The 26,278-nt window shown below is 62.7% G+C and carries 26 protein-coding genes and 2 tRNA genes; 13 read left to right on the top strand and 15 right to left on the bottom strand.

Going from position 1 to position 26,278, the window contains the following annotated elements; all coding sequences use genetic code 11:
• Positions 1-94: 94 nt before the first annotated feature.
• Both N511_RS0120565 and N511_RS0120560 read right to left on the bottom strand, forming a co-directional pair.
• Positions 95-2,416 carry an NADP-dependent malic enzyme gene (locus N511_RS0120565; protein WP_027680993.1) on the bottom strand — a complete coding sequence of 774 codons (2,322 nt, stop codon included), beginning with the start codon at positions 2,414-2,416 and terminating at the stop codon, positions 95-97.
• A gap of 293 nt (positions 2,417-2,709) precedes the next feature.
• A complete protein-coding gene (locus N511_RS0120560) occupies positions 2,710-3,378 on the bottom strand; it encodes a DUF4136 domain-containing protein (RefSeq protein ID WP_027680992.1) in 669 nt (222 codons plus the stop codon).
• A gap of 153 nt (positions 3,379-3,531) precedes the next feature.
• Between N511_RS0120560 and pepN the strand changes: the two genes are divergently transcribed.
• From pepN to N511_RS0120535, 5 genes are all read left to right on the top strand, one after another.
• On the top strand, positions 3,532-6,246 hold the full coding sequence (gene pepN / locus N511_RS0120555) for an aminopeptidase N (protein WP_027680991.1): 2,715 nt from the start codon (positions 3,532-3,534) through the stop codon (positions 6,244-6,246).
• Positions 6,247-6,292: 46 nt separating this feature from the next.
• A complete protein-coding gene (locus N511_RS0120550) occupies positions 6,293-7,309 on the top strand; it encodes a class 1 fructose-bisphosphatase (RefSeq protein ID WP_027680990.1) in 1,017 nt (338 codons plus the stop codon).
• A 76-nt stretch (positions 7,310-7,385) separates the two neighbouring features.
• A tRNA-Thr gene (locus tag N511_RS0120545) sits at positions 7,386-7,461 on the top strand.
• A 1,016-nt stretch (positions 7,462-8,477) separates the two neighbouring features.
• The gene (locus N511_RS0120540) at positions 8,478-8,762 is read left to right on the top strand and encodes a hypothetical protein (RefSeq protein WP_027680989.1); all 285 of its coding nucleotides are present in this window, start codon (positions 8,478-8,480) and stop codon (positions 8,760-8,762) included.
• A 99-nt stretch (positions 8,763-8,861) separates the two neighbouring features.
• Positions 8,862-9,722, top strand: a complete 861-nt coding sequence (locus tag N511_RS0120535) for a transglutaminase-like domain-containing protein (protein WP_027680988.1) — start codon at positions 8,862-8,864, stop codon at positions 9,720-9,722.
• 13 nt (positions 9,723-9,735) lie between these two features.
• Here the strand turns inward: N511_RS0120535 and N511_RS0120530 are convergent, their stop codons facing one another.
• Positions 9,736-9,999 carry a hypothetical protein gene (locus N511_RS0120530; RefSeq protein WP_027680987.1) on the bottom strand — a complete coding sequence of 88 codons (264 nt, stop codon included), beginning with the start codon at positions 9,997-9,999 and terminating at the stop codon, positions 9,736-9,738.
• A gap of 92 nt (positions 10,000-10,091) precedes the next feature.
• A complete protein-coding gene (locus N511_RS25680; RefSeq protein ID WP_081785407.1) occupies positions 10,092-10,301 on the bottom strand; it encodes a cold shock domain-containing protein in 210 nt (69 codons plus the stop codon).
• Positions 10,302-10,605: 304 nt separating this feature from the next.
• Between N511_RS25680 and N511_RS24410 the strand changes: the two genes are divergently transcribed.
• Positions 10,606-10,899, top strand: a complete 294-nt coding sequence (locus tag N511_RS24410) for a phage tail protein (RefSeq protein WP_231479655.1) — start codon at positions 10,606-10,608, stop codon at positions 10,897-10,899.
• Positions 10,896-11,282 carry a phage virion morphogenesis protein gene (locus tag N511_RS24405; RefSeq protein WP_366228000.1) on the top strand — a complete coding sequence of 129 codons (387 nt, stop codon included), beginning with the start codon at positions 10,896-10,898 and terminating at the stop codon, positions 11,280-11,282. Before N511_RS24410 ends, N511_RS24405 begins: the two co-directional genes overlap by 4 nt.
• A 132-nt stretch (positions 11,283-11,414) precedes the next feature.
• Here the strand turns inward: N511_RS24405 and N511_RS25295 are convergent, their stop codons facing one another.
• The gene (locus tag N511_RS25295) at positions 11,415-11,684 is read right to left on the bottom strand and encodes a hypothetical protein (protein ID WP_155954075.1); all 270 of its coding nucleotides are present in this window, start codon (positions 11,682-11,684) and stop codon (positions 11,415-11,417) included.
• A gap of 542 nt (positions 11,685-12,226) precedes the next feature.
• Entirely contained in the window at positions 12,227-12,589 is a 363-nt protein-coding gene (locus N511_RS0120505; protein ID WP_155954074.1) for a hypothetical protein, read from the bottom strand.
• A gap of 540 nt (positions 12,590-13,129) precedes the next feature.
• Between N511_RS0120505 and N511_RS25080 the strand changes: the two genes are divergently transcribed.
• Positions 13,130-13,627, top strand: a complete 498-nt coding sequence (locus tag N511_RS25080; RefSeq protein ID WP_081785405.1) for a phage baseplate assembly protein V — start codon at positions 13,130-13,132, stop codon at positions 13,625-13,627.
• A 162-nt stretch (positions 13,628-13,789) separates the two neighbouring features.
• On the opposite strand, the gene lysM is transcribed toward N511_RS25080, so the two are convergent.
• A complete protein-coding gene (gene lysM, locus N511_RS0120500; protein WP_027680984.1) occupies positions 13,790-14,275 on the bottom strand; it encodes a peptidoglycan-binding protein LysM in 486 nt (161 codons plus the stop codon).
• Between the two features lie 303 nt (positions 14,276-14,578).
• Between lysM and N511_RS0120495 the strand changes: the two genes are divergently transcribed.
• On the top strand, positions 14,579-15,613 hold the full coding sequence (locus N511_RS0120495; RefSeq protein ID WP_027680983.1) for an extracellular catalytic domain type 1 short-chain-length polyhydroxyalkanoate depolymerase: 1,035 nt from the start codon (positions 14,579-14,581) through the stop codon (positions 15,611-15,613).
• Positions 15,614-15,620: 7 nt separating this feature from the next.
• On the opposite strand, the gene N511_RS0120490 is transcribed toward N511_RS0120495, so the two are convergent.
• The 3 genes from N511_RS0120490 to gcvA all read right to left on the bottom strand — a co-directional run bounded on the left by N511_RS0120490 (position 15,621) and on the right by gcvA (position 17,474).
• Positions 15,621-15,926: a hypothetical protein gene (locus tag N511_RS0120490; protein ID WP_027680982.1), complete on the bottom strand. Its 306-nt coding sequence runs from the start codon at positions 15,924-15,926 to the stop codon at positions 15,621-15,623.
• Between the two features lie 104 nt (positions 15,927-16,030).
• Positions 16,031-16,462 carry a YXWGXW repeat-containing protein gene (locus N511_RS25075; RefSeq protein ID WP_081785404.1) on the bottom strand — a complete coding sequence of 144 codons (432 nt, stop codon included), beginning with the start codon at positions 16,460-16,462 and terminating at the stop codon, positions 16,031-16,033.
• A 94-nt stretch (positions 16,463-16,556) separates the two neighbouring features.
• Positions 16,557-17,474, bottom strand: coding sequence for a transcriptional regulator GcvA (gcvA, locus tag N511_RS24400; RefSeq protein WP_051530972.1), 918 nt, complete (start codon positions 17,472-17,474; stop codon positions 16,557-16,559).
• A 156-nt stretch (positions 17,475-17,630) separates the two neighbouring features.
• Between gcvA and N511_RS0120475 the strand changes: the two genes are divergently transcribed.
• The gene (locus N511_RS0120475) at positions 17,631-18,464 is read left to right on the top strand and encodes a DMT family transporter (protein WP_027680980.1); all 834 of its coding nucleotides are present in this window, start codon (positions 17,631-17,633) and stop codon (positions 18,462-18,464) included.
• Positions 18,465-18,473: 9 nt separating this feature from the next.
• Here the strand turns inward: N511_RS0120475 and greB are convergent, their stop codons facing one another.
• Positions 18,474-19,037 carry a transcription elongation factor GreB gene (gene greB / locus N511_RS0120470; RefSeq protein WP_027680979.1) on the bottom strand — a complete coding sequence of 188 codons (564 nt, stop codon included), beginning with the start codon at positions 19,035-19,037 and terminating at the stop codon, positions 18,474-18,476.
• Positions 19,038-19,152: 115 nt separating this feature from the next.
• Here greB and N511_RS0120465 point away from each other — a divergent pair.
• Positions 19,153-19,229, top strand: a tRNA-Arg gene (locus tag N511_RS0120465).
• A 172-nt stretch (positions 19,230-19,401) separates the two neighbouring features.
• Here N511_RS0120465 and N511_RS0120460 read toward each other — a convergent pair.
• The 4 genes from N511_RS0120460 to N511_RS0120440 form a co-directional block, all read right to left on the bottom strand.
• Positions 19,402-21,822 (bottom strand): RelA/SpoT family protein, encoded by a 2,421-nt coding sequence (locus N511_RS0120460; protein WP_027680978.1) that lies wholly within the window; start codon positions 21,820-21,822, stop codon positions 19,402-19,404.
• A 264-nt stretch (positions 21,823-22,086) separates the two neighbouring features.
• A complete protein-coding gene (gene rpoZ / locus N511_RS0120450; protein ID WP_004630929.1) occupies positions 22,087-22,290 on the bottom strand; it encodes a DNA-directed RNA polymerase subunit omega in 204 nt (67 codons plus the stop codon).
• Between the two features lie 136 nt (positions 22,291-22,426).
• Positions 22,427-23,092, bottom strand: coding sequence for a guanylate kinase (gmk, locus tag N511_RS0120445; RefSeq protein ID WP_027680976.1), 666 nt, complete (start codon positions 23,090-23,092; stop codon positions 22,427-22,429).
• A gap of 22 nt (positions 23,093-23,114) precedes the next feature.
• On the bottom strand, positions 23,115-24,050 hold the full coding sequence (locus N511_RS0120440) for a YicC/YloC family endoribonuclease (protein WP_027680975.1): 936 nt from the start codon (positions 24,048-24,050) through the stop codon (positions 23,115-23,117).
• 150 nt (positions 24,051-24,200) lie between these two features.
• Between N511_RS0120440 and N511_RS0120435 the strand changes: the two genes are divergently transcribed.
• Entirely contained in the window at positions 24,201-25,226 is a 1,026-nt protein-coding gene (locus N511_RS0120435; RefSeq protein WP_027680974.1) for a serine/threonine-protein kinase, read from the top strand.
• 105 nt (positions 25,227-25,331) lie between these two features.
• Positions 25,332-26,246, top strand: a complete 915-nt coding sequence (locus tag N511_RS0120430; RefSeq protein ID WP_027680973.1) for a PP2C family protein-serine/threonine phosphatase — start codon at positions 25,332-25,334, stop codon at positions 26,244-26,246.
• The last annotated feature ends 32 nt before the right edge of the window (positions 26,247-26,278 follow it).

Below are 26,278 nucleotides of genomic sequence, written 5' to 3'. Positions count from 1 at the left end.
TCGGCAGCAAAGAAAAACGGCGCCTGGACTTTCCCCAGGCGCCGTTTTCTTTTGGGCCGCCCACCTTCTGCGGCCCAAGCGTCGGATCAACCGATCAACGCGTAGCCGACACGTCCGCCACCGCCAGCGCCGTCATGTTGACGATGCGGCGCGATGTGGCCGACGGGTTCAGGATGTGCACCGGCTTGGCCGCGCCCAGCAGGATCGGGCCCACCGTCACGCCCTGCCCGCCCGTGATCTTGAGCAGGTTGAACGCGATGTTGGCGGCGTCGAGCGACGGCATCACCAGCAGGTTTGCGCTGCCCGAGAACGCGCTCTTCGGCAGGAAGTGGTGGCGGATGTCTTCCGACAGCGCCGCATCACCCTGGATCTCGCCTTCCACCTGCAGGTCCGGCGCTTCCACTTTCAGCAGGTCATACGCAGCGCGCATGCGGCGGGCCGATGCATTTTTCGACGAGCCGAACATCGAGTGCGACAGCATCGCGACCTTCGGCTCCTGGCCGAAACGGCGCACTTCTTCTGCCGCCAGCTTGGTGATGTCGGCCAGCTCTTCTGCGCTCGGCATTTCGTTGACGAACGTGTCGGTGATGAACAGCGTGTGCTTCTCCAGCATCAGGCCGTTCATGGCGGCAAACACCTTGGCGTTCGGGGCCAAGCCGATCACGTCGCGCACGTGTTCCAGGTGGGCGTCGAAGCGGCCGACCGTGCCGCACAGCAGCGCATCGGCATCGCCCAGGCGCACCAGCAGTGCACCGATCAGCGTGTTCGAACGGCGCAGCGCCGACTTCGCCATGTCCGGCGTCACGCCGTTGCGGCCCATCAGCTCGTGGTAAGCGGTGTGGTACTGGTGATAGCGGCGGTCGTCTTCCGGATCGACCAGCTCGAAATGCACGCCTGGCTTCAGGCGCAGGCCGGCCTTTTGGATGCGCATTTCGATCACGTGCGGGCGGCCGATCAGGATCGGTTTGGCCAAGCCTTCGTCGACCACCGTCTGCACCGCGCGCAGCACGCGCTCTTCTTCACCTTCGGCGTACACGACGCGCTTCGGGTTGGCCTTGGCGGCCGAGAACACCGGGCGCATGGTCAGGCCCGTGTGGTACACGAAGTCGCTCAGCTGGGCGCGATAGGCGTCCAGATCCTTGATCGGGCGCGTGGCTACGCCAGACTCTTCTGCGGCCTTGGCGACGGCCGGCGCGATCTTCTCGATCAGGCGTGAATCGAACGGCTTCGGGATGATGTAATCCGGGCCGAAAGTCAGGTCCTGGCCGGCGTAAGCCTGCGCCACGGCATCGTTCGTTTCGGCTTCGGCCAGCTCGGCAATGGCCTTCACGCAGGCCAGCTTCATCTCTTCCGTGATCTTGGTGGCGCCGCAATCGAGCGCACCGCGGAAGATGTACGGGAAGCACAGCACGTTGTTGACCTGGTTCGGGTAGTCCGAACGGCCCGTGGCGATGATGCAGTCCGGGCGCGCGGCCTTGGCGATTTCCGGGCGGATTTCCGGCTCGGGGTTGGCCAGCGCCAGGATGATCGGCTTCGGGGCCATGGTCTTGACCATGTCGGCGGTCAGCACGCCGGCCGCCGAGCAACCCAGGAACACGTCTGCATCACGCACGATGTCGGCCAGCGTACGGGCCGACGTGTCTTGCGCATAGCGCGCCTTGTTCGGCTCCATCTTGGCGTCGCGGCCGGCGTAGATCACGCCCTTGGAGTCGACCACGTAGACGTTCTCGCGCTTGACGCCCAGGCCCACCATCACGTCCAGGCAGGCGATCGCCGCGGCGCCCGCACCTGACACGGCCACCTTCACGTTGCCGATGTCCTTGCCGACAACCTTCAGGCCGTTGAGCAGCGCCGCCGACGAGATGATCGCCGTGCCGTGCTGGTCATCGTGGAAGACGGGAATGTTCAGGCGGTCACGCAGCTTCTGCTCGATGTAGAAGCACTCCGGCGCCTTGATGTCTTCGAGGTTGATCCCGCCCAGTGTCGGCTCAAGCGAGGCGATGATGTCGACCAGCTTGTCCGGGTCGCGCTCGGCCAGTTCAATATCGAACACATCCACGCCGGCAAATTTCTTGAACAGGCAGCCCTTGCCTTCCATCACGGGCTTGCTGGCCAGCGGGCCGATGTCGCCCAGACCCAGCACCGCGGTGCCGTTGGTGATCACGCCGACAAGGTTGCCGCGCGAGGTGTACTCCGCCGCCAGCGACGGGTCTTGCTCGATCGCGGTACACGGATACGCCACGCCCGGCGAATACGCCAGCGAGAGGTCGCGCTGATTGATCAGCGCCTTGGTCGGGCGAACCTCGATCTTGCCGCGCGTCGGAGCGCGATGATATTCAAACGCCGCGCGGCGCAGTTCGGCCTCGGCGCCTTGGTCTTGGGAATCCGGCGAGGCGTCGTGAAGCTTGTCGTTCATAGCAATGCATCCTGATGGGGAGTTCCGCGGAGAGGCGCTCAAGCGCTCAGGCAGAAACTCCCTGAGACAAAGTGGCAAAAACCAGTGGGAACAGAGAGAAACCGGGGGCGAGGCCGCACGCGTTCTGGGGCACCGTCAGGAGGGTAGCGACGGAGCGGACGCAGCGCCGGCCAAGGGTGGCGGTCGGCGCGAGACGGGATGAAGTGACAACGCTCAAGCGGGTACGGCTGGCGGCCTACAGATTAGGTCCCGCATTCTAACGTAGACCGCCGGCCAAAACCCACCCGGGCGCACTACTTAGGTGCCGGCCCGGATGCTGGTTTCGCCGCCGGTTTCACCGATGGATCAACCGGCAGTTCCACGAGGATGGGCTGCGCATTCGGCGCCGGGAAATTGGCAAAAGCGCTGCGCACCAGATAAGGCATCACAGCCGTCAGCGATCCATCCCCACCCTGCGTTTGCGCCGTCACCTGATAAACACGTTGACCAGTGGCTGCCTCGTCAATTTCCACGTGATAGGCGTAGAACGGCACCTGGACGTTCGTGTCGACGTATTGCGGACCCCACGGGCCCCAGGGCCCCCAGGGACTGCGCCACGGCCCCCAAGGCCCGGGGCCCCAGTACGGATCCGGATACACGGGCTGGCGCACCTGCACGAGGCGCGTTGCCGTCGAATAGTCCAGGCGGACCACATAGCGCGCGCTGGCGCGCGGTACGCTGGTAAAACCGTGGGCGGCCAGTTGGTCCGATGTCCAGGCCTCGTAGGTCTGGCGTTCCAAGTCATTTTGGTGCGCTGCGGGGCGTTCGAAGGCATAGGTGCGCGGCGGGGTGTCGGTCCAGCCGGGTTGCCGGAACGCCGTCACCTGACTGGTGACCGTGCTGGCACAGCCCGCCAGGAGGCTGGCCGCCATCAACGCGCCGGCCATCGGCCAGACGCCCGATGACTTGATCCATTTCCACATAAAAATCCCCCTACTCTCAATCAGACAGATGGCCGCGGGCCCCGGAAACAGGCTGCGCGCGGTCTGTTACTCAGAGTGACGCCCTACGCGGAAGATTCCCGCCGAGGGGCTGAGTACAATGGCCTTTTGCGTACCTCTACGAGGATGTTACCGATGTTGCGCACCGATACCGCCGTCACGATTTACCGCAAGGACTACACCGCGCCCGCTTTCCGCATTGACGAAGTGGCCCTGGAGATCGATCTCGTGCCCGAGCGCACCCGTGTCGTCAACCGCATGCGCCTGACGCGCACGGATGCCGGCAAGCCGCTCGTGCTGGCGGGTGAAGGGCTGGAACTGGCGGGCGCAACGGTCGACGGCAAGGCGCTGTCCGGCCTGCAGGCTTCCGACGACACGCTCACCATCGAGGCCGTGCCGGCCGATGTTGGCGCCAGCTTCACGCTGGAACTCACGACGTACTGCAACCCCGCCGCCAACTCGTCGCTGATGGGTCTGTACGTTTCCAACGGCAATTTCTTCACGCAGTGCGAGGCAGAGGGCTTCCGCAAGATCACCTACTTCCTCGACCGCCCGGACGTGATGACCGTCTACACCGTCACGCTGCGCGCATCGAAGGCGGATTACCCGGTGCTGCTCTCCAACGGCAACCTCGTGTCGGAACGCGACCTGCCGGACGGCCGCCACGAAGCCGTGTGGCACGACCCGTTCAAGAAACCGTCGTACCTGTTCGCCCTGGTGGCGGGCAAGCTTGAGTGCATTGAAGAACGCATCCAGTCCGCCTCGGGCAAAGAGAAGCTGCTGCAGGTCTGGGTGGAAGCGCAGGATCTGGGCAAGACCCGCCACGCGATGGATTCGCTCATCCACTCCATCCACTGGGACGAGCGCCGCTTCGGCCTGGAGCTGGATCTCGACCGTTTCATGATCGTCGCCGTGGGCGACTTCAACATGGGCGCGATGGAGAACAAAGGCCTGAACATCTTCAACACGAAGTACGTGCTGGCCAATGCAGAGACGGCCACCGACGTTGACTTCGCCAACATCGAATCGGTGGTCGGCCACGAATACTTCCACAACTGGACAGGCAACCGCGTCACGTGCCGCGACTGGTTCCAGTTGAGCCTGAAGGAAGGCCTGACGGTGTTCCGCGATCAGGAATTCTCCGCCGACATGGCGGCACAAGCGGCCGCGCAAGCCGGCAATGAAGCCGCCGCTGCCAGCGCTCGCGCCGTCAAGCGCATCGAAGACGTGCGACTGCTGCGCCAGGCGCAATTTCCCGAAGATGCGGGCCCGATGGCCCACCCGGTGCGGCCCGACAGCTACGAAGAAATCAACAACTTCTACACCGTCACGGTGTACGAAAAAGGCGCCGAAGTCGTCCGCATGTACCAGACGCTGCTCGGCCGCGACGGTTTCCGCAAGGGCATGGACCTGTACTTCCAGCGTCACGACGGCCATGCCGTCACCTGCGACGATTTCCGCGCCGCCATGGCCGATGCCAACGGCCGAGACCTCACGCAATTCGGCCGCTGGTACAGCCAGGCCGGCACGCCGGTCGTGGCAGTCGAAGGCCACCACGATGCCGCCACGCACACCTACACGCTCACGCTGCGCCAGCGCTGCGAGCCGGTCGGTATCGAAGTGAACAGCGGCATCCAGAAGCAACCGTTCCACATTCCGTTTGCGATCGGCCTGATCGACAAGAACGGCCGCGACTTGCCGCTGCGTTTGCGTGGCGAGGCCGCATCGCCCTCGCCCGTGACCACGCGCGTGCTGGACTTCACCGAAACCAAGCAGACCTTCGTCTTCGAAGATGTGGCCGAAGCGCCGTTGCCCTCGTTGCTGCGCAATTTCTCGGCGCCGGTTATCGTCGAATACGGTTATACGACGGAGCAGCTCACATTCCAGCTCGCGCACGATTCCGACCCGTTCAATCGCTGGGAAGCCGGCCAGCGCCTGGCCACCGACACCCTGCTGCGCATGGTGACGGACATCCAGCACGGCCGCGCACCGGCGGTCGACCCAGCGTTGGTCGAAGCCCTGCGCGCCGTGGTCGCCGACACTTCGCTTGACCCGGCCTTCCGCGAGCAGATGCTGATCCTGCCGGCCGAGAGTTACCTGGCCGAGCGCATGGACGTGGCAGACCCGGCTTCCATTCACACCGCACGCCGCAGGCTGCGCCGCACGCTCGCGGAGAAGCTCAACGCAGAGTTGCTGCGCGCCTATCAGGACAACCAGACCGACGGCCCCTACTCGCCCGATGCGGTGTCTGCCGGCAAGCGCGCACTCAAGAACATCGCCCTCGGCTACCTGGTAGAAACGGAAGCCCCTGAGGCGCTGGCCCTGGCCGAACAGCAATATGCCGGTGCCACCAACATGACCGACCGCATGGGTGCCCTCTCCGCGATGGTCAACAGCTATGCCCCCGGCCGCGAGGCAGCACTGGCCGATTTCTACACGCGCTTTGCCGACGACGCACTCGTCATCGACAAGTGGTTCTCGCTGCAGGCCATGCAACCGGGCGCCGCAGGCAAGCCGACGCTCGCCACCGTACGTGCGCTGATGGCCCATCCGGCCTTCACGCTGCGCAACCCGAACCGCGCGCGTTCGCTCATCTTCAGCTTCTGCTCGGGCAACCCCGCGCAGTTCCACGCCGCCGATGGTTCCGGCTATGCGTTCTGGGCCGAGCAGGTGCTGGCGCTCGACGCCATCAACCCGCAGGTCTCTGCCCGCCTGGCGCGCGCGCTGGACCGCTGGCGCAAATACGTGCCCACTTTGCGCGACGCCATGCAGGACGCGCTCAAGCGCGTGGCGGCACATCCGAGCCTCTCGCGCGATGTGCGGGAGATCGTCGGCAAGGCGCTGGCCTGAATGTCATCGCTTGTATCGTAAAATCGCGCCCGTCTCAGGAGAACCCATGAAGCGCATCAACCTTACCCGCTACCTGATCGAAGAGCAGCGCGAGCACAACACCATCCCGGCCGAGCTGCGCCTGCTGCTCGAAGTCGTGGCGCGCGCCTGCAAGGCGATCTCGCACAGCGTCAACAAGGGGGCCCTTGCCGGCGTGCTCGGCTCGGCTGGCACCGGCAACGTGCAAGGCGAAACCCAGCAGAAGCTGGACGTGATCGCCAACGAAGTCCTGCTCGAAGCCAACGAATACGGCGGCAACTTGGCCGCCATGGCCTCGGAAGAAATGGAATCGTTCTACGAGATTCCGCACCGCTATCCGAAGGGCGAATACCTGCTACTGTTCGATCCGCTCGACGGCTCGTCCAACATCGACGTGAACGTGTCGATCGGCACGATCTTCTCGGTGCTGCACATGCCCAAGCCCGGCCAAGCCGTGACCGAGGCCGACTTCATGCAGCCTGGTGCAAAGCAGGTGGCCGCCGGTTACGCCGTATACGGCCCGCAAACCACGCTAGTGCTGACGGTTGGCAACGGCGTGCACATGTTCACGCTCGACCGCGAAGTCGGCAGCTTCGTGCTGACCAGCCGCGACGTGAAGATTCCGGCCGACACGAAGGAATTCGCCATCAACATGTCGAACATGCGCCACTGGGCCCCGCCCGTGCGCCGCTACATCGACGAATGCCTGGCCGGCACCGAAGGCCCGCGTGGCAAGGATTTCAACATGCGCTGGATCGCCTCGATGGTGGCGGACGTGCATCGCATCCTCACACGCGGCGGCATCTTCATGTATCCGTGGGACAAGCGCGAGCCGGGCAAGGCCGGCAAGCTGCGCCTGATGTATGAAGCCAATCCGATGGCCTTCCTGGTGGAACAGGCTGGCGGCGCGGCCACCAACGGCGAGCAACGCATTCTGGATATCCAGCCCGAAAAGCTGCACCAGCGCGTGGCGGTGGTCCTGGGATCGAAAAACGAGGTGGATCGCGTCACGCAGTATCACCTCGAGGCCAAGAAGACGGCGTAACGACGCCATGTAGGGCCGTTGTTTCAGCGGTTCTTGCAGAGCGACAAAAAGTTCTGTTAGAATCGCTGTTTCCGACGCCGCTGTAGCTCAGTCGGTAGAGCAGCGCATTCGTAATGCGAAGGTCACCAGTTCGATTCCGGTCAGCGGCACCAGGACATCACCCAAAACCCAAGCCAGTGCTTGGGTTTTGTCTTTTCTGGCGTAAATCTGGCGTACTGCCAGCACGTCACAGTCAACATCGGTAGCTGGCCCGGTAGTGCACGCGGAGAGCGGCACACCCTCCCCCTTTCTACACCAGGCCGGCATCGGGAAAAGGTAATCTCAGTAACCTCCCAAGCGGTTTCGGCCTCAAGCCTTGTGGCACAAGCCTTTACAGGTCATCGAGCAAAGGTATGCGAACAAGGATTCCTTAGGGACTCTAACACCGCCCCAGGCCAGAGATCGCCTGGAAGTCGCCGCCAGCAAAGTTCCTGCTCGATATGCGTTGGCCGCAAAAGAAGCCGTTAATAACAAGCGTGAGCGAGCAATACGACATGATTTTCTTAGCAGCACACTCTTTGGCTAATTTCTGAAAACCCACCAGATTTGCAGATGAGCCGAGCGCAACCAGGATTGCGATGGACAGGAGATGTGGTCCGCCTGTCCACTCCGATATCCTCGCTTTGGCAGTGATTCTTCCCGTCCAGAAATGTCTTGTTTCGGGCCGGTTTAGGGCGCCTATGCTGGTGCAGAAAAATAACTCAAAGAACCGGGCGGGTGAGGCGGGGCCCCAACGGCGCGCGCACGGTCTGCGACGCCGCTCTCTCACCGCCCGCTTTAACATCGACACGATCGTTTGCATTGTGAGCAAAAAGACACAGATGTAGCGAGCGCGACGCGCCTCACACCGCTTCCGAAAATACCCAAGCCCATGATCCCGATATCGGAGTAGAGTGAGGTACGGATTCCAGCGGGGCAATCATCAGCCCCTGCACAAGAGAAATTAGCCTCGCCTCTGATCGACGCGTCGCCGACGTCCCACCTCGATCCAGCCACCTACGCTGCCTTTTGCCGAACCGGTTTTCCGGCGCGGCCCGCACTTCACTTGCCCCGGGGCATTCTCGTCTTGCCTACAGAGCAGCACGTCCAGTAGCCCCGGCCTGCTCGCTTTTCCTATGGGAGATCCGCCATGGATACCTACCCGACATCCTTCTACAAAGGATTCGCAATTTACCCCCTGATTTACCCATTTAACCCGCCACGCGAATGGCACGAAAAACGCCCCGACCGCGCGTACAGCGTCTCGGTCGTCATCTGCCTTGAAGGTGAGACCCTGGACGATGAGCGTTCCCGTGTCTTTCGTCTGAGAGGCGAGCCGTGGGACAACGTAGGCGCTGCAAAACGCGCGGCCACGCACGGCGCCGAAGAAATCATCGATGGGCTCGTGCCTGGCCAATCCATGGCGGGCGAGTAGAGGGTCCTGTAAGACCCAAATTGGAAGGTTTGCCCGGTGGCGTTTCAAGCGCCATCGTCTGAACAAACACCCAAGCAATGCTGGGCCCCAGGAGTTCGCATGGTTCGAATGCAATACTCGATCTGCCTAACTTATGCGATTCACGATCAGGCTGCAGACTTCATTTTCAATTTCCATGCAGCGCAGACCGCTCGTCAGACAATCGTTGCCGAATCGTTGCAACTGACCCCTGCTGTTCCGACCAAACTTCAGACTGAACCGGGCCTGCGCAATCGTCATCTACGGTTGCGGGCGCCGCGCGGCGACCTCGCGATCAACTATGTAGCGACGGTTGATTTGCATCACCTGCTCACACCGCCGCAATCATTGTTTGAGGTCGGTGTGGCAGATTTGCCGCTGGACGTTATTCCCTTCCTGGCCCCCAGCCGGTATTGCGAATCAGACCGCCTCATGGGGTTCGCGCGCCGGGAGTTTGGCGGGCATCAGCGCGGGTACGCACTTGTCCTTGCGATTCGGGATTGGGTCTGCCGGTATGTACAGTTCACCCCGCAATCCACGAACGAGAGAACCTCCGCCGTGGGCACGTTGGTGGATCGGCAGGGCGTATGTCGGGACTATGCTCACTTGATGATCGCGTTGTGTCGTGCACTAAGTATCCCGGCCCGCTTTGCGACGAGCGTCGATTACGGCGCCGATCCCGCTCTCGGCCCGCCGGACTTCCACGCATTTGTCGAGGTTTACCTGGGCAATCAATGGAACCTGGTCGATCCGTCAAACGCATCGGTGCCCATGGGGCTCTTGCGAATCGGTACGGGTCGCGATGCCACTGAAGTCCCCATCGCAATGATCTTTGGCGATGTCAAACCCGCATGTCCCAACGTCCAGGTCCATGCGCTTCCAAGCGCTGAGCCAAAGGCCGATCTGCCAATGGCTACCGACCAAGCCATTTGCACTTGGTAAGCTACTAGCACGCTCACCATTCCTGCGTCGTCGGCGGGACATCCTCAGGGCCGAGAATCACATCCACCGCCGCGCGCCCCGCCACCTCCCCCACCAAGTGCGCCCATCGTCGTGAAAAGGGCCCTCCATGAGCCTTGATCCGCTTGCCGAGGGCTACCACGCCTGCGGGTTCCATCGGCCCTTCGATCCGGAACCACAGATCAAACATGTCCTCGGACGTCTGAACAAGCTCCACATGAATCTGAAAGCCACGATACTCAGTGGTACGCGTCGACATATTGCCTCCCGGGCACATTGTTCTCAGTGCCAGCATCCGACCTTTACTTGGAAACAAAGCCGGCCGTAGGCGCGCGAGCGCGAAAGCGCGGCTTAGAAGAGCAGAAGCTTGGTTGCTGTACGCGCCACGCGTCCTAGGCCTCGAACGAAAGAGACTTTCTGCCCGTGTTGGAGTGCAGGAGGATCCAGTGCAGATGACCTCGGAAAAATAACAATGACGTCATCTCCACCTCGTTGGGGCTCGATGAGGCCGACCCCACTCCGAGAGTCAAACCACTTCACGACACCCTGTTCTCTATCCATGCTTGCCCCTCTACGGTTATGCAGCAGATGCCCACTCGGTCGACTGTCCACGGGCACGCAAGGGGCGATCTCGCCGGTGCTCGCCGTTCCCGCACAACCTGAAGCGAAGAACGCCAGGGACAACGTCGAGCACCCCTACCAACTGCCGAGTGCGCTGACTGCGGCAGCGTCTGATCCCAATCTACGCTCATTCGCGGACAGGCGTCGCACTTATTTCGCCCGCACGCTGTGATCTTTTTCCAGGGCAGAGCGGCGACGAATGGCAAGGCCATCCGCGAATCGACCCGGTATCGCGCCGTCCGGCGTGCTCGCTCACGCCCAGTCAGGCGACTACCCGGACAGCTCTGACACCATCGTCGTGCCCGTTCTGGCCTGGGTGCGCACCCACCAACCCGACGCATTCACCAATCCAGACAAGCGGGAAGACGCCTTCAAGTTCGAAGCAGAGATCCTCCCGCACGACACGGTCGACATCTCGGTCAAGCTGCAGCTCTCCGGGAGCGTGACGGTCAAGGTGGATGGCCGCGGCTACCAGGTCGAACACCATCCCGAGCCGATCAACGCAGACGACGACCCGGCCACGTGGAGGCCTGCGTGAGCAACCTGCACGAGCTGGACGCCTACCTGGTCGGCCTGCTTGCCAAGCTGGAAGCCCCGCAGCGGCGGGCGCTGGCCCGCGCGGTTTCGGTGGAGCTGCGCCCCCGGCAGTCATCGCGCATCGCCGCGCAGCGCAACCCTGATGGCACGCCGTACGAGCCGCGCAAGCCGCAGCTTCGGCACAAGCGCGGCGGCATTCGACGGGGGATGTTCACAAGGCTGCGCATGGCAAAGTCCATGCGCATCGAGGCGAGCCCGAACATGGCGGTCGTGACTTTCCGGGACGAAGTGAAACGCGTTGCCGCCGTGCATCACTTTGGGCTGCGGGATCGCGTCAACGCGCGAGCGGGCTTACCGTCAAATACGCGGCACGAGAGCTACTAGGGCTGCAAGACGCTGACAGCGAGCGCGTTGTCGATCTCATCTTTGAACACATGGCGAGATGACTGGCCGCCCGAGGCGTCGGCCAGGCCGGCACCTCTGCTCACCCGCGCCCCGCAAACTGAGCAGCGCCCCCTATTGAGCAGCGTGGCTGTTGTGCCCGCTCAACCGGGCAAGTGCCGGCAGGAGGATGCGCAGGTGAATGTTCCGACTTGCAAACACCGATCGGGCGATGCGCTTGTGCAATCTGGAATTCGGTTTCCCGCTCGCCAGCCAGTATCGGTAGTAGCAATTACGGACGGTCTCGGCCTCGCGGCCCCGCAGAATGAACCGCTTCCGGTTGTAATGTTCACCGACCTGCTCGCACAGTTCATCCAAGACGCTTTGCGCTCTCGAATTGCTCATGTTTCACCTCTGTCATCGGGCTGGAACAGCGGAGCTAGGGGCAGTGCAGACGGCCGACCGTTATCGCTTCAGAGCCCCCGTGATAGGTGGAGTCCGACAATCCACTTTGCTCGATTGGCGACAGCATCTTCTGCCTCCTCCTCGCTACCCGCGCGGCAGATATAGGTCTCGCCCTTCAGGAGTTCCTGCTCACGAACGGCCTGCCAACTCACCTCGAAATACGGTGCTTCAAGAGGGTGGGCCGAACATTGAACGGTGAACCCGTGCACGCGTGATGTGCGCGTCATAGGACTTTCCTCCACATCGTGGGGGGAGCAAAGTGCATACCAATTCAGCGGTTGTCGATAGGGGCGGCTGCAAGTTCGATGGCACGCCACACGAGCCCCATCGGCCGCAGCTCGGCACGCGCCGTGTGGGCGTTCATTCGCCAAGAAAAAAAAGCCAAGCGTGGACACGCTTGGCTTCCGAGGGACGGGAGGCACACCCCTCCCGGGGTGCCGCACACTCGAAAGCGAGCGGCACGGAGGTAATGGTGCAGTCGGTCAGTCTTCCTTGGTATCGCCCGCATGGGCTAGCACAACTTCCTTTGGCAAAAATTCGCAGTGACCGGAGCCAGACGTGCAAATTTTATCTACTGGGTCGATGAGCCCGACTTCACCGATCATCACGGCGACGGTGGGCTGAACAAACTCAATTCGAATGGTCTCTGCGGAAAAGAGCGCGGTGGCCAGGCACCGGTGCACTTCACTGTCCGGCTGACCCAGGGCGTCCCAGTAAGCGTAGTAAGCTGCTCTGACCTTGTCCGCTTGGTCATCTGCGAGCAACACGTTACCTCTGCCGTAAAAGCCTTCGGCGACGTCGCGCAGTATGTTGAGTGCCCACGATGGCGGCGGCGATGGCGACACGCATACCTCTAATTAGGGGGTGCTCCCCGGAGTATAGGGAATGTGTAGGCAGCCGCGTTAACGACCACTCACAAGCGGTGCATCAGGAGCCACATTGGGGTTCGTCTGGGTGGTGGGGTCAGGCTCAGACGGCTCGACCGCCAGGGCGCTGCCTAGGCGGAGCCCGCTCATCAGCCGTGCGCGAGTCAGCACGACGTCCTGCGCCTCTGCTTCGGTGCCGGCTCGGCAGACATACGACTCGGCTTGCAACGGCTCTTCGGATACGGGGCGATCTACCGCCCGAAGATTCCAAGAGACTCGAAAGTACGTGCCTTCCAAGGGCTCAGACGTACATTCAAGCAAGTGGCCATCAATACGAAAACGGGTCTTCATAGGGATGCACGGTCCAACAACAATGACAGAGCAACTAATGCGCCCAAAGGGCGCATCCCGGAGTGCTCCATCCGTTCAAACGCGATCCCGTGAAAAACTCCCACCGAATCGGTTTCGCCCCTGTTGCGTCTGGATGCGCGGGTGAAGAAACCGGCTCTGTGATGAAGCATACCCCTACAACAGCCACCGCGTGAATGGCTCGCGCGCGCACGCACTCTGCAGGCATGGACCTCGCAGAACTCGCCCGCCGGCGCCACCCGCACCTGGAACCCGCCCACCAAGGGCGAGCAAGTCGTGCTGCTCTGCCCCAGTGGCGACCCATCCAACGGCATCCTCCCGTGCGCCATTCCCTCGGCCGCCAACGACGTGCCAAGCCACTCGCCCAAGGAAACCGTCACCCTCTACCCGGATGGCGCGTTGACCAAGTACGACCACGCCGCAGACCTGCTCACCCTCCAGGGCGTCAAAACCGTCTTCCTGGAAGCCGCCATCCGCAGAAGAAGCCGCGGTAGGGGTCCATGCAAAGTCTTCTCTTGCTCTCGTATCGGTGTCCGGCTGCTGGGCCGGCTGACCGGCGATTGCAAGAGGGGTGCCGGCTGCAAACGCAAGCGGCTCGCATGCATGGAGAATGCTCCAAAGGCCTTAGGTGGCAAAGCGTTGCGGTGATTCACCGCGAGATTGCGGCACATCTGGAGACGTCTCGGCAAAGCGCGACCGAACGAGACAACCGTCGCAGCGAATGCGACAGGTGTCTCACCCGACCGTCCTGCGTTGGCAAAAGAAAAGAGCCCGAAGGCCCTTTGTTTCGATGCACCTGCGCCAGCCAAATCACGCCGCCGGAATACGCAGCTTCTGCCCCGGATAAATCTTGTCCGGATTCGACAGCATCGGCTTGTTGGCCTCGAAGATGGCTGGGTACTTGTTGGCATCGCCGTAGAACTTCTTGGCGATGGCCGACAGCGTATCGCCGCGCTCCACCGTGTGCCATTGCGATTCTTGCGACTCGGTGTTGACCGACATCTGGTCATCGACCGACTTAATGCCTTCGACGTTGCCACAGCACAGGATGATCTTCTCGCGCGTAGCTTGATCGGGCGCGACGCCAAACACCTTGGCAGCATCACCCTCCACCTGCACCGACAGCGCCGTGGCACTCAGGCCCTGCTGCGCGATGTAGTCCTGAATGGCTTGGCCTTTTGCATCGTCGGCCGCCTTGGCGGCGTCGGCATCTGCTGACGCATCGGCGGGCGCGGCCGCAGCAGCGCCATGGAAGAGCTTCTCGCCAGCCTCTTTGATGAAGTCAAAAAAACCCATAACGACCTCCATAAGTACACAACGGGGAACGGGAAAGCGGAAAGGCGTGCCGTTGCAGGGCCCGCCCGTCGCGGCAGTGTAGCCGCTCACCAACGGTGTCTCCATGACAGTCGCGCTCAATTGCAAACTTTGCGCTCCACTTGTGCCCTGATGCGGCGCTTCGCCCACTTTCAATGCTGCATCGCAACAAAATCGCTGGCACACTGTCTTACTACCGTTGAAACCACTTGCGACTCCTCGGAGAGCACGGGCACCATCGCCCTCATCGGAGTTCCCCTCCCCGCCGCCATGCACCGTTCGTGGATGAAATCGATCACCCGCCTTGTCGACGCCCTGACCACGCCAGGCTTCGGCCGCCAGTCATGGCCACCGAAGCCGGTGAAGCCGCTCAATCCGACGGCGCGCCGCGACGGCCCGCGCCGCGCGCGTCCTACCCCCACCGAGGGCACCTTCGTCCGCGAGCAATTCATCTACCAACCCGAGTCGCCTGTCGTAGTAGCGCGCCGGCCGGAATACTGGCTGTACACACCGCCCCTCCGGGGCAGCAAGCCCCCCGCGCTGATGGTGATGCTGCATGGTTGCAAGCAATCGGCCGAAGTGCTGGCGCATGGCACGCGTATGAACGCACTGGCCGACCGCGAAGGCTTTATCGTGCTGTATCCGGAGCAGCCGCGCCGCGCGCATCCGCAATGCTGCTGGCACTGGTATGACCCGGAGCACGCCGGCGCGCGCGAGGCCGACGGCATTGCTCAACTGATCGAACAAACCCTGGAACAAACCGGTGCTGACCCGTCGCGTGTGTATCTGGCGGGGTTGTCTGCCGGCGCGGGACTGGCCGGCCTGATGGCGCTGCGTCATCCGAAGCTGTTCGCCGCGCTGGCATTGCATTCGGGCCCGGCGCTGGGCGTGGCGCGCTCGCCCGCATCTGCATTGAATCTGATGCGACGCGGGGCACGGGTCGATGCTGTCGAGGCGCTCTCCAGCGTGGTCGATGTAGCGACCTACCCCGGCATGCCGACGATGCTTCTACACGGGCTGCGTGACGAGGCCGTCAACCCGGCCAATCAGGCGCAACTGGCGGCACAATTCCGCGCACTGAATCATCTGGGCGATGGCGGCCATGTCTCGCGCGACACCACGCGCGGCGACGGCTATGTCCTGCGCAACGACATGCGCGACGGCGAATGCATCGTCAGCTTGTGCCAACTCACCGCCATGGGCCACGCGTGGAGCGGCGGCGACCCGCGCTACGCGTTCCACGCGCCGGGGCCCGATGCGACGTGGCTGTGGTGGCAATTTGCGCGCAGGCACATTCGCGATACAGCGCTCGCGGCGTAAGCAGACGTCAGAGATCGATCGACTGCTGCACGGCGTTGCGCCCAAGCAATTCGTCGATCAAGCCATAGCCGCGCGTGAGCCCGGCGTCTTCGGCGGCTTCACGCGTGGGCAGCGGACGCTCGTCATGCGAATGGGCGACGAGCGTTTCGACGGCCGTCGGGTCCGCGCCGGACTCGCAGATGCGCACGACAAAATCCCACTGTGCGGGGCCCTGCCCGCTCTTATCCGATTTGCGTTCGGCGCGAGGAATGGCCAGTACGTAGACATCGAAGTCCTTGTACAGCTCGGTGCGCCAGTTCGATTCCGTTGTCATGTTGACTCCCGGAAGGCGCCGCAATCTCTCATGCAGCCATCGCGGCGTCGAAAGACTTGCCCGCAAAAAACAGGCCGGTACATAACCGGCCTGTCATTGCATCATCAGCATTCGCCCTTGCGCGCATGGCCCGGGGGGCAGTGGTAACGGTCGTCTCGATCGCGGCGACCGTGATCCCAGTCGCGATCCCGACCGCGCCAGCGGCCGTCGTCTCCGCGGTCCCAGCCTCCGTCACGCATTTGCCAGCCATGCGGACCCTGCTCCCAACGCGGCTCGCGCCAGTGGTAACCCGGTCGGCCATGTTCACGATAGCCACGACGCCAGACATAGCGGCCATCGCGCCATTGCCAGTAACCCGGCACCCATACGTAGCCGGGCTGCAGAACCGGCACAGGCTCATATTGAGGCGGCGGCGGCGCGTAGGTCGGGCCGATCTGCACACCGATCGACACCTGCGCCTGCGCGGGCAAGGCGATCGCACTTGCCACACCGGCGGCGGCCAGGCACGAAGCGAGAATCCATGCATTCTTCTTCATATTGGGGACCTCCTTTTCAAACCCATCGAACTTGAGTGGATCGTAGCATCGGGTTTCGCCGTCGCCTCTAGGGTGTTACGCGGCGTTACCTCCGTTACCGAAGGCCGGAAATGTGTTCACGTTTGCGTGACGTGTTGGGGCGTTCCTCACCAAGCCACGCACAAAATGCCTGCACCACGTCGTCACCAAGATTGCGCGCCGGGCTGTACCAGTAATAGCTGCGCGCCACTAACGCGAGATCGGGAAAGGGCGCTACCAGACGCCCCTCCTCTAGGTCCTCCGTGATCAGCGCCGATGGCCCCATCGCGACTCCCAACCCATCAATGGCGGCCTGAATCGACAGATAGAAATGCTCGAACGTCAGCGCATGCGCGGGGCGCAGGTTCGGCACGCCGGCCAGCACCAGCCAGCTGGGCCATACCGAAGGCAACGTGTCCGAATGCAGCAGCGTGTGATGCCGCAAGTCCGACGGGGCCGCGAGCGGCAAGCGCTCCAGCAACCTCGGGCTGCACACCGGAAAACGGCTCTCGTCCAGGAAGCGCCCCGACTGAAAGCCCGCATGAATCTCCGGCCCGCCGCGGATGATGACGTCGAAATGATCGGGCAGGTCCTCAATCTCTTCGATGGACGTGGTCAGCCGCACCTCGACGCGCGGAAAGCGCATCTGGAACGTGGAGAGCCGCGGAATCAGCCACCGCATCGTGAACGTCGGGATGCTGTTCACGCGCAGGATGCGCACCGCATCGCAGTCACGCAGCGCTTGGCTTGCCGTGCTGATTCGATCGAGCGCCACGCCAATCTCCGACAGGTAGCGCTGCCCCGCATCGGTCAGTTCCACACGCCGATTCAGCCGACGAAACAGCGGCACACCCAGCCACGCCTCCAGCGCCTGGATCTGACGGCTGATCGCGCCATGCGTGACGTTCAGTTCTTCGCCTGCGCGCGTAAAACTCAGATGGCGCGCCGCCGATTCAAAGGCGCGCACGGCATTCAGAGGGGGCAGCTTGCGCATATCGCGTGAATTTTTTGCACAGATCGAGTCAGTATATATCGATTGTTGAGCGCACTATACGGCGCTACGCTGTGGCCTTCCTGCTCTCGCCGATCCAGCATCGAGTGAGAAAAATCGACCCGATTTTCACTTTCGCGCTCCGCGCATATCGTCACCGTGACCCCCGCCGTCATCGCCCTGGTTCTCTGCGCCGCCCTGCTTCATGCCTCGTGGAACGCACTGCTGAAAAGCGGCTCCGACCGACTGCGCGCCATCACGTTGATGACGCTGGCCTCGGGCGTGGCCGCAATACCGATGGCGATTGCATTGCCGTTGCCGGCACCGGCTGCATGGCCCTATGTGGCGCTGTCCGCGGTGCTGCATGTCGGCTACAACGTGTTTCTCGCACGCGCGTATCGGTTTGGGGAGTTCGGGCAGGTGTACCCGATCGCGCGCGGCTCATCACCGCTGCTCGTCACGGTGGGCGCTTCGCTCTTCGCCGGTGAAATGCCGGGCGTAATTGCACTCGCGGGCGTGGTGCTGGTCAGCGGCGGCATTCTCAGTCTGGCGCGCGGCCGCAAGGCCGATCTTGGCTCGACGCTGGCCGCGCTCAGCACGGGCGTATTCATCGCGTGCTACACGGTGTGCGACGGCATCGGCGCACGGGCCGCCGGCAATGCGAATGCGTACTCGGCATGGTTGTTCATGCTCGACGGCCTGCCGATGGTGCTGCTCTATCGCGTGTGGAAAGGCCCGCTGAACATCGATCTGCGCGACTCAAACACACTCAAGACCTTTGGCGGCGGCGTGGTCTCGCTCATCGCCTACGGCATCGTCATCTGGGCAGTGACGCTCGCGCCGATGGGGCCTGTGTCGGCCCTGCGCGAAACGTCGGTGGTATTTGCCGCGCTGCTCGGCCGACTTTTCCTGAAGGAGTCGCTCACCGCGCGGCGCCTGTCGGCCTGCTCCGTCATCGCCTTCGGTGCCTACTGCCTCGGCCACCCGGCGTGAGGACACAACTCATGCTGAGCGCGGCGGATATTTGACTTCAAGGATGTCGATCTGCTCGACACCCGTGGGGGTGCGCAGCGGCACCGTATCGCCTTCGCGCGCCTTGATGAGCGCGCGCGCAATCGGCGAGATCCAGCTCACGTGCCCGATGTCCAGATCGACCTCGTCCATGCCGACGATGGTGATGGTCGTCTCTTCACCGCGCTGGTTGGCGTAGGTGACGGTCGCGCCAAAGAAGATTTGATCGTTGTCGCCCTGCAAGCTGGCGTCGACAACCTCGGCCTTCTCGATACGGCGCGTAAGAAAGCGGATGCGGCGATCGATCTCGCGCAGACGCTTCTTGCCGTAAAGGTAGTCGCCGTTTTCAGAGCGATCGCCGTTGGACGCGGCCCACGACACGATGCCGACCACTTCGGGCCGCTCGGTGTCGATCAGGTGCATCAGCTCAGTGCGCAAACGCTCGTAGCCGGCGGGCGTGATGTAGTTCTTGGAACCCGGCGGCAAGGGCGCGGCGCCTTCGGGCAGATCGTCTTCGTCATCGCCGGAATCTTCCCGGACGAAAGCCTTGTTCATGATGGAAGCCACGGTGGATCAAGGCTCCATTATAGAAAGTTGGCCCCTCTCGAAGAAAAAGTGAAGAAGGGGGTTCACAAGACAGAAAATCTCTGTATAATCTCATTTCTCGGTTGCGGCTGTAGCTCAGTTGGATAGAGTACTTGGCTACGAACCAAGGGGTCGTGGGTTCGAATCCTGCCAGCCGCGCCAACCTAATACGAGAATGAAAAGGGCTTCCAGAAATGGAAGCCCTTTTCTTTTGTCCACGTCGGACTCGCATGCAGCGCTACGTCAACGCGCTGTTGTGTGTACGGCAAGCGGACCATGAACAAAAAAGGCGAAGCCCCGCGGCCTCGCCTTTTTTTGCTTTCGCCCGGAAGCCTCAATCCAGGCCGCGATCTCGCGTAATACGAATCACATCCGGGTTGCGCCGCAGCGCGCGCATCACATCGGCCAGGTGCACGCGGTCATGCACCTGGATCAGGAACGTCATGTACGTCGCTTCCTGATCGCCCTCCTGCTCCATCGACACGTGTGCCACGTTGGCATCAGCCGACGTCAAGTCGGCGGCGACGCGCGCCAGAATGCCCTTCGTATTGCGCACCAGCACTTTGATCGACACATCGAAGGCGCGTGTCGTGTGCTCAGCCCACATGACGTCAATCCAATGCTCCGGATCCTTGCCATGCAGACGCTTGGCCACGCGACATTCCTGCACGTGGATCTGCAAGCCTTCGCCCTTGCCGATATAGCCGACGATCGGGTCGCCGGGAATCGGGCGGCAGCATGAAGAGAACACCATCGCCATGCCTTCGTCGCCACTCACGGTAACGGCCGGCGCCTCGTCGCCGGTGAAGGTGTGTACAGCGGCCATCAAGGCTTCGTCGCCCTCGTGCCCGCCTTCCTGCAGGAGGATTTCGAGGCGGCGCGCCACCACCGCGGCCACGCGGCGGCCGAGCGCGAGATCCGCAAAAACGTCTTCGCGCGCCTTGTTGCCCGTCCACTGCACGACGCGATCCCACACCTGCGCGGATACGGCCTTCATGTCGATGCCGATCTGCCGCAGCGCCTGTTCGAGCAGACGCTCGCCCAGTTGAATCGCCTCGTCCAGCTTGGCCGTCTTGAGGAAATGCCGGATCGCCGCGCGCGCCTTGCCCGTGCGCACGAACGTGAGCCACGCCGGGTTGGGCTTCGAGTACGGCGCCGTCACCACCTCGACGATGTCGCCGTTTTTCAGCTCCGTGCGCAGCGGCAGCAGCTCGTTGTTGATCTTGACTGCCACGCATTGGTTGCCCAGATCGCTGTGCACTGCGTACGCAAAGTCCAGCGCCGTGGCGCCGCGCGGCAGGGCGCGGATCTCGCCCTTCGGGGTGAACACGTAGACCGCATCGGGGAACAGGTCGATCTTGACGTGCTCAAGAAACTCCTGCGAGTCGCCCGTCTGGCTCTGAATGTCGAGCAACGATTGCAGCCACTGATGCGCTTGTTGCTGTGCGCGATCAGGCTCGTCGTGGTGCTGCTTGTACATCCAGTGCGCGGCCACGCCGGCTTCCGCAATCTGGTTCATCTCGCGCGTGCGGATCTGGAACTCGACCGGCGTGCCGAACGGCCCCACCAGCGTCGTGTGCAGCGACTGATAACCGTTGATCTTGGGGATGGCGATGTAATCCTTGAACTTGCCGGGCATCGGCTTGTACAAGCTGTGCAGCGCACCCATCGTCATGTAGCACTGCATCTGCGTGTCGACCACTACGCGAAAGCCATACACATCCAGCACCTGCGAGAACGACAGCTGCTTGTCGTGCATCTTGCGGTAGATGCTGTACAGCGTTTTTTCGCGCCCGGTCATTTCGGCCGGGATGCCCGCGTCGGTCAGCGCACGCTGCGCCGTTTCAAGAATGCGGCTCACGACTTCGCGCCGATTGCCGCGCGCAGCCTTCACCGCCTTCTCTAACGTGGCATACCGGAACGGCGAACCGATACGGAAGCTCAATTCCTGCAGTTCCCGATATGTCGTATTCAGGCCAAGGCGGTGCGCGATCGGCGCGTAAATCTCCATCGTCTCGCCGGCAATGCGGCGCCGCTTTTCCGGCGGCACGTGGTCGAGCGTGCGCATGTTGTGCGTACGGTCGGCGAGCTTGACGAGAATCACGCGCACATCGCGCGCCATCGCGAGCAGCATCTTGCGGAAGCTCTCGGCTTGCGCCTGCTCGCGGCTCTGGAATTCGAGCTTGTCCAACTTGGTCAGGCCGTCGACCAGTTCCGCGACCTTGGGGCCGAACTTTTCGGCCAGCTCGCTCTTGGTCACACCCTGGTCTTCAATCACGTCGTGCAGCAGCGCTGCCATGATCGATTGCACATCCAGCTTCCAGCCCGCGCAGATCTCTGCCACGGCCACGGGATGCGTGATGTACGGCTCGCCGCTCTGGCGGTACTGCCCGAGATGCGCCTCGTCGGAAAAGTGGAAGGCTTCCTTCACCAGCTTCAGATCGGCCGGCTTCAGATACGACAGCTTTTCGGTCAGCCCCGAAATGGAGACGACCTGCTGGCGCGGCGGTGCGGCCGGCTGCGAAGTCGGGCCGAACAAATGCCGATAGGTCTGCTCCAGCACCGCATCGATGAACAGCGTGTCGCCGCTCTCCGGCTTGGCAGCCGGCGCGGGCGCGTCGGCGCTTGCACCTTTATGCGATTTGGGCGGCAGGGCTGCCCGCTCCCCCACCAAGTCGGCACCACGCGGATCAGGCAAGTTCGGCGCGCCCGTACGGGGCGACGCGGGGCCGGAGCCGGAAGCGGATGACGGCATGGGAACGACGGAAGCGGTGGAGGACCCGGAGGGGACCGTGGAAGTGCCCGACTCAGGACCGGACGACCTCGCGGACGATTCCACCGACGGCACGTTGTGTTCGTGCGTGGCGGAATGTTGGGTCCTGGGCGAAGAAGAAGCGGGCGAGGTAGGCATGCCGGGGTCTAGTGCGTTCGCGGCTTTCACATCCACGAAAGATCGCAAGAACGATCAGTGACCGAGGCAGCGTACCACGCCAGGTAATGCCAAGTAACGCGTGTCAGCTCAGGACGGAACCTTCTTGAGCATCTCGATACCGACCTGGCCCGATGCGATTTCGCGCAATGCGGTCACGGTCGGCTTGTCCTTGGCATCGACCTTGGGCGTGTGGCCCTGTACCAACTGACGGGCGCGGTACGTTGCGGCCAATGCCAGTTCGAAGCGATTCGGAATCTGTTTCAAGCAATCTTCGACGGTAATACGCGCCATGAAAACTCCACCTGGTGGCAAATCTTGTTGATCTCGATATTTTAGCAGCAGCGCAGCGCTCCCTTCCGACTGCACTTGGGCACAGGCGCTACCACACTTTCACAACCGCGCTGAAAAACGCGATTGCGCTGCTGGCTCAGTGAATGCCCAGCTCGACGAACAGCTCGCCGTGGCGCGCCTTCTGGGCACCGAAGCGCAGGCGCGTGGCCTGCACCACGGTACGCAGCTCGGCCAATGCCGTGTCGAACACTTCGTTGATGATCACGTAGTCGGCCTCGGGCGCGTGCGCCATCTCGGAGCCCGCAGCGAGCAGGCGGCGCACGATCACGTTGGGTTCGTCCTGACCGCGCTTCTTCAGACGATCCTCCAGCGCCGTAAGCGACGGCGGCAGGATGAAGATCTCTACGGCATTGGCGAAACGCTGATGGACCTGCTGCGCGCCCTGCCAGTCGATTTCGAGCAGCACGTCAGTGCCGGCGCGCATCTGTTCTTCGATCCACACGCGCGAAGTGGCGTAGTAGTTGCCGTGCACCTCGGCCCATTCGAGAAACTCGCCGCGATCACGGCACGCCTTGAATTCCTCGACGGTCATGAAGTTGTATTCGCGGCCGTGCTGTTCGCCCGGACGCGGCTTGCGCGTGGTGGCCGAAACCGACAGGCGAATCGACGAATCGTGCGCCAGCAGCGCATTCACCAGCGTCGACTTACCGGCGCCGGACGGTGCCACGACCATGAACAGGCTGCCCGGGAAGTGGTTCTCGATGGGCGTATCGACGGCAGAGTGCGCTTGAGAGGATGGCATGTTGTCGTTCTAGCGTTTCAAGTTATTCGAGGTTCTGGACCTGCTCGCGCATCTGCTCGATGAGCAGCTTCAGTTCCATCGATGCATCGGCCAGTTCCTTGGCGGCCGCCTTCGAACCCAGCGTGTTCGCCTCGCGGTTCAGCTCCTGCATCATGAAGTCCAGGCGCTTTCCGATCTGGCCGCCCTTCTCGAGAATGTGGCGCGTCTCGCGCAGATGCGCCTGGAGGCGCGAGAGTTCTTCGGCGATGTCGATGCGGATGCCGTAGACGGTGGCTTCCTGGCGGATGCGCTCGGACAGCTCGTCGCGCGTGAGCGCCGGCGTGCCCTCGGGCGCGGCCAGGCCAAACGCCTCGCGCAGGCGTTCGGTCAGCTTGTCCTGATGCTGCTGGATCAGGACGGGCACCATCGGCGTGAGCTTGTCGACGATGGCGAGCATTGCATCAGCGCGGTCGAGCAGCACAGCCTTGAGCGCATCGCCTTCGCGACGGCGCGATTCCAGAAGTTGCTTGAGCGCCTCTTTGGCAGCTTCGATTACGGCGTCGCGCAGCGCGTCTTGTGTCAGCTGCGGCTCGGCCAGCACGCCGGGCCAACGCAGGATTTCACCCATGCGCAGCGAACCCGATGCCGGCAGATACCGCGTGACCGCCTGCTCCAGCTTGGCCAATTGTTGCAGCAGTTCCACATTGAGCGCCGCAACATCGCTGGCGGCTTCCTGCCGCTGCAGGTTGATCCGGCATTCCAGCTTGCCGCGCGACAGTGCGCTCATCAGCATTTCGCGCAGGGCCGGCTCAAAGGCGCGGCACTCTTCGGGGGCGCGGAACAGCAGATCGAGAAAGCGGGAGTTGACGGTGCGGAATTCGACCGAGACGGTAGCGACGCTGCCGCTGGGGGCGCCATGGGCATCGGTAAAGGCTGCCTGGCGTGTGGCAACGCCGTAGCCGGTCATGCTGTGGATCATGGAATCGTGGTGTGTTGTTCTTGGTCGAATCGGGAAATCCGGTGGCGGTATTTAACGCCCGGAATTGGCGGGGAATCCCCCACCTTTTGTCGCTTTACAACGTGTGGACTGGTCAGGGAGAATCCGACAGCCATTTCGCCACACAAACCCATGACAGAGTCAAAAGGCTCAGGACAGCCACGCAGTGCCCCGTTGCCGGTCGGCACCTTGCTGTCCAATTATCGTATTGTAAAGAAGTTGGCCAGCGGGGGGTTCAGCTTCGTCTATCTTGCGACCGACGAGCATGGGACGCCGGTGGCCGTAAAGGAATATCTGCCCTCTTCGCTGGCCCGTCGGGCGCCGGGCGAACTGATTCCTGTCGTGCCGGAAGAAAGCGCGAGCGCATTCCGCCTCGGGCTCAAATACTTCTTTGAAGAAGGCCGGTCGCTGGCCAAGATTTCGCACCCCGCTATCGTGCGCGTGCTCAATTTCTTCCGGGAAAATGGCACGGTCTACATGGTGATGACGTATGAGCAGGGTAAAACGCTGCAGGAACACATCCTCACCGCGCGCCAGCAAGGCAAGCTGAAGATGCTGCGCGAGCGCTTCATCCGCCAGGTGTTCCATGACCTGATGAGCGGGCTGCGCGAAGTCCACATCCACAAGCTGCTGCACCTCGACATCAAGCCCGGCAACATTTACCTGCGCGAAGACTTTTCGCCGATCCTGCTCGACTTCGGCGCTGCGCGGCAGACGCTCACCGCCGAGGCTTCGCGCTTCCAGCCGATGTACACGCCGGGCTTTGCCGCGCCGGAGCTGTACCGCAAGCACAACGAGCTGGGCCCGTGGACGGACATCTACAGCATCGGCGCCACGATCTATGCCTGCATGGCCGGCACGCCGCCGCAGGAAGCCACGCAGCGCGAGAAAGACGACAAGCTGGAAGAAGGCCTGGAGCGCCTGCGCAAGGTCTACACGGCCAGCCTCATCGACCTGGTGGGCTGGTGCCTGAAGATGAAGCCCGAAGAACGCCCGCAGAGCGTGTTCCGCCTGCAAAAGGTGCTGCGCGAAGAAAGCAACGCGCTGACCGAATTGCAGGCGCTGACCGCTGTCACCCAAGGCGGGCCCGTGACAGAAGAAAAAGAGGCGTTGACGACGCGTTTCATGAGCCGTCTGTTGCGCCGCCGGGACAGTTGAGCGCCCGATTGCCGCTGACAGGCGGAGTATGATTCCAAAATGGTGCAACACTAGGCGGGACTTGCCGCTGCACCGCCTCCCTCACCGAATATTCATCTAGCCGCAATGCGATTCTCGGTTTATCAAGAAAGCAAAAAAGGCGCGCGACGCGTCAACCAGGACCGCATGGGCTACTGCTTCACGCGTGACGCCATGCTGATGGTGCTGTGCGACGGCCTGGGCGGACACTCGCTGGGCGAAGTCGCGGCCCAGCAGGCGCTGCAGACCATGGCGCGCCAGTTCCAGCGCCACGCACGTCCGTCGATTCGCAATCCGCGTGATTTCCTGCACGAGAGCATCATGCTCGCGCACCGTGACATCCATCGCTATGCCGAGACGAACGGCCTGCCCGATGCGCCGCGCACGACCATCGTCTGCGCGCTGGCCCAGCGCGGCTCGCTGCACTGGGCGCACGCCGGCGATTCGCGCATGTACCTCATGCGCAAGGGCGAACTGGTGACGCGCACGCGCGATCACTCCAAGATCGAGAACCTGCTGCAACAGGACCGTGTGCTGCCGATGCAGGTCGCGCACCACCCCGAGCGCAACAAGATCTACAACTGCCTGGGCTCGCCCAACCTGCCGCTGATCGACATCGGCGGGCCGGTCAACCTGGAGCCGGGCGACGTGGCCATGCTGTGCTCCGACGGCCTGTGGGGCAGCGTGCAAGAAGACGAACTCATCGACACCTGCACGAGCTTCTCGGTCACGCAGGCGATTCCTGAGCTGATCGCCCGCGCGCTGCGCAACGCCGGCGACACCGCCGACAACACGACCGCCATCTCCATGATGTGGGAGCTGGACGCCGTGACCACCACGCAGGATTCGGTGCAGACCGACACCCTGCCCCTGAACGCCTTCACGACGTCGATCCTGGACGCGCCGCAAAGTGAATCAGGATTGATGTCGGAAGAGGAAATCGAGCGCTCCATCGCGGAAATCCGCGCCGCCATCGACAAGACGAGCAATCTGACGCGCTAAGCGCCGTCGCTCAGTCCTCGCAGTCCTCGCAT

The organism is Ralstonia sp. UNC404CL21Col, from assembly GCF_000620465.1.
GTDB lineage: Bacteria > Pseudomonadota > Gammaproteobacteria > Burkholderiales > Burkholderiaceae > Ralstonia > Ralstonia flatus.
Note: the sequence above shows the minus strand (reverse complement) of the source record. Positions and strands in the feature narration are given on the sequence as shown.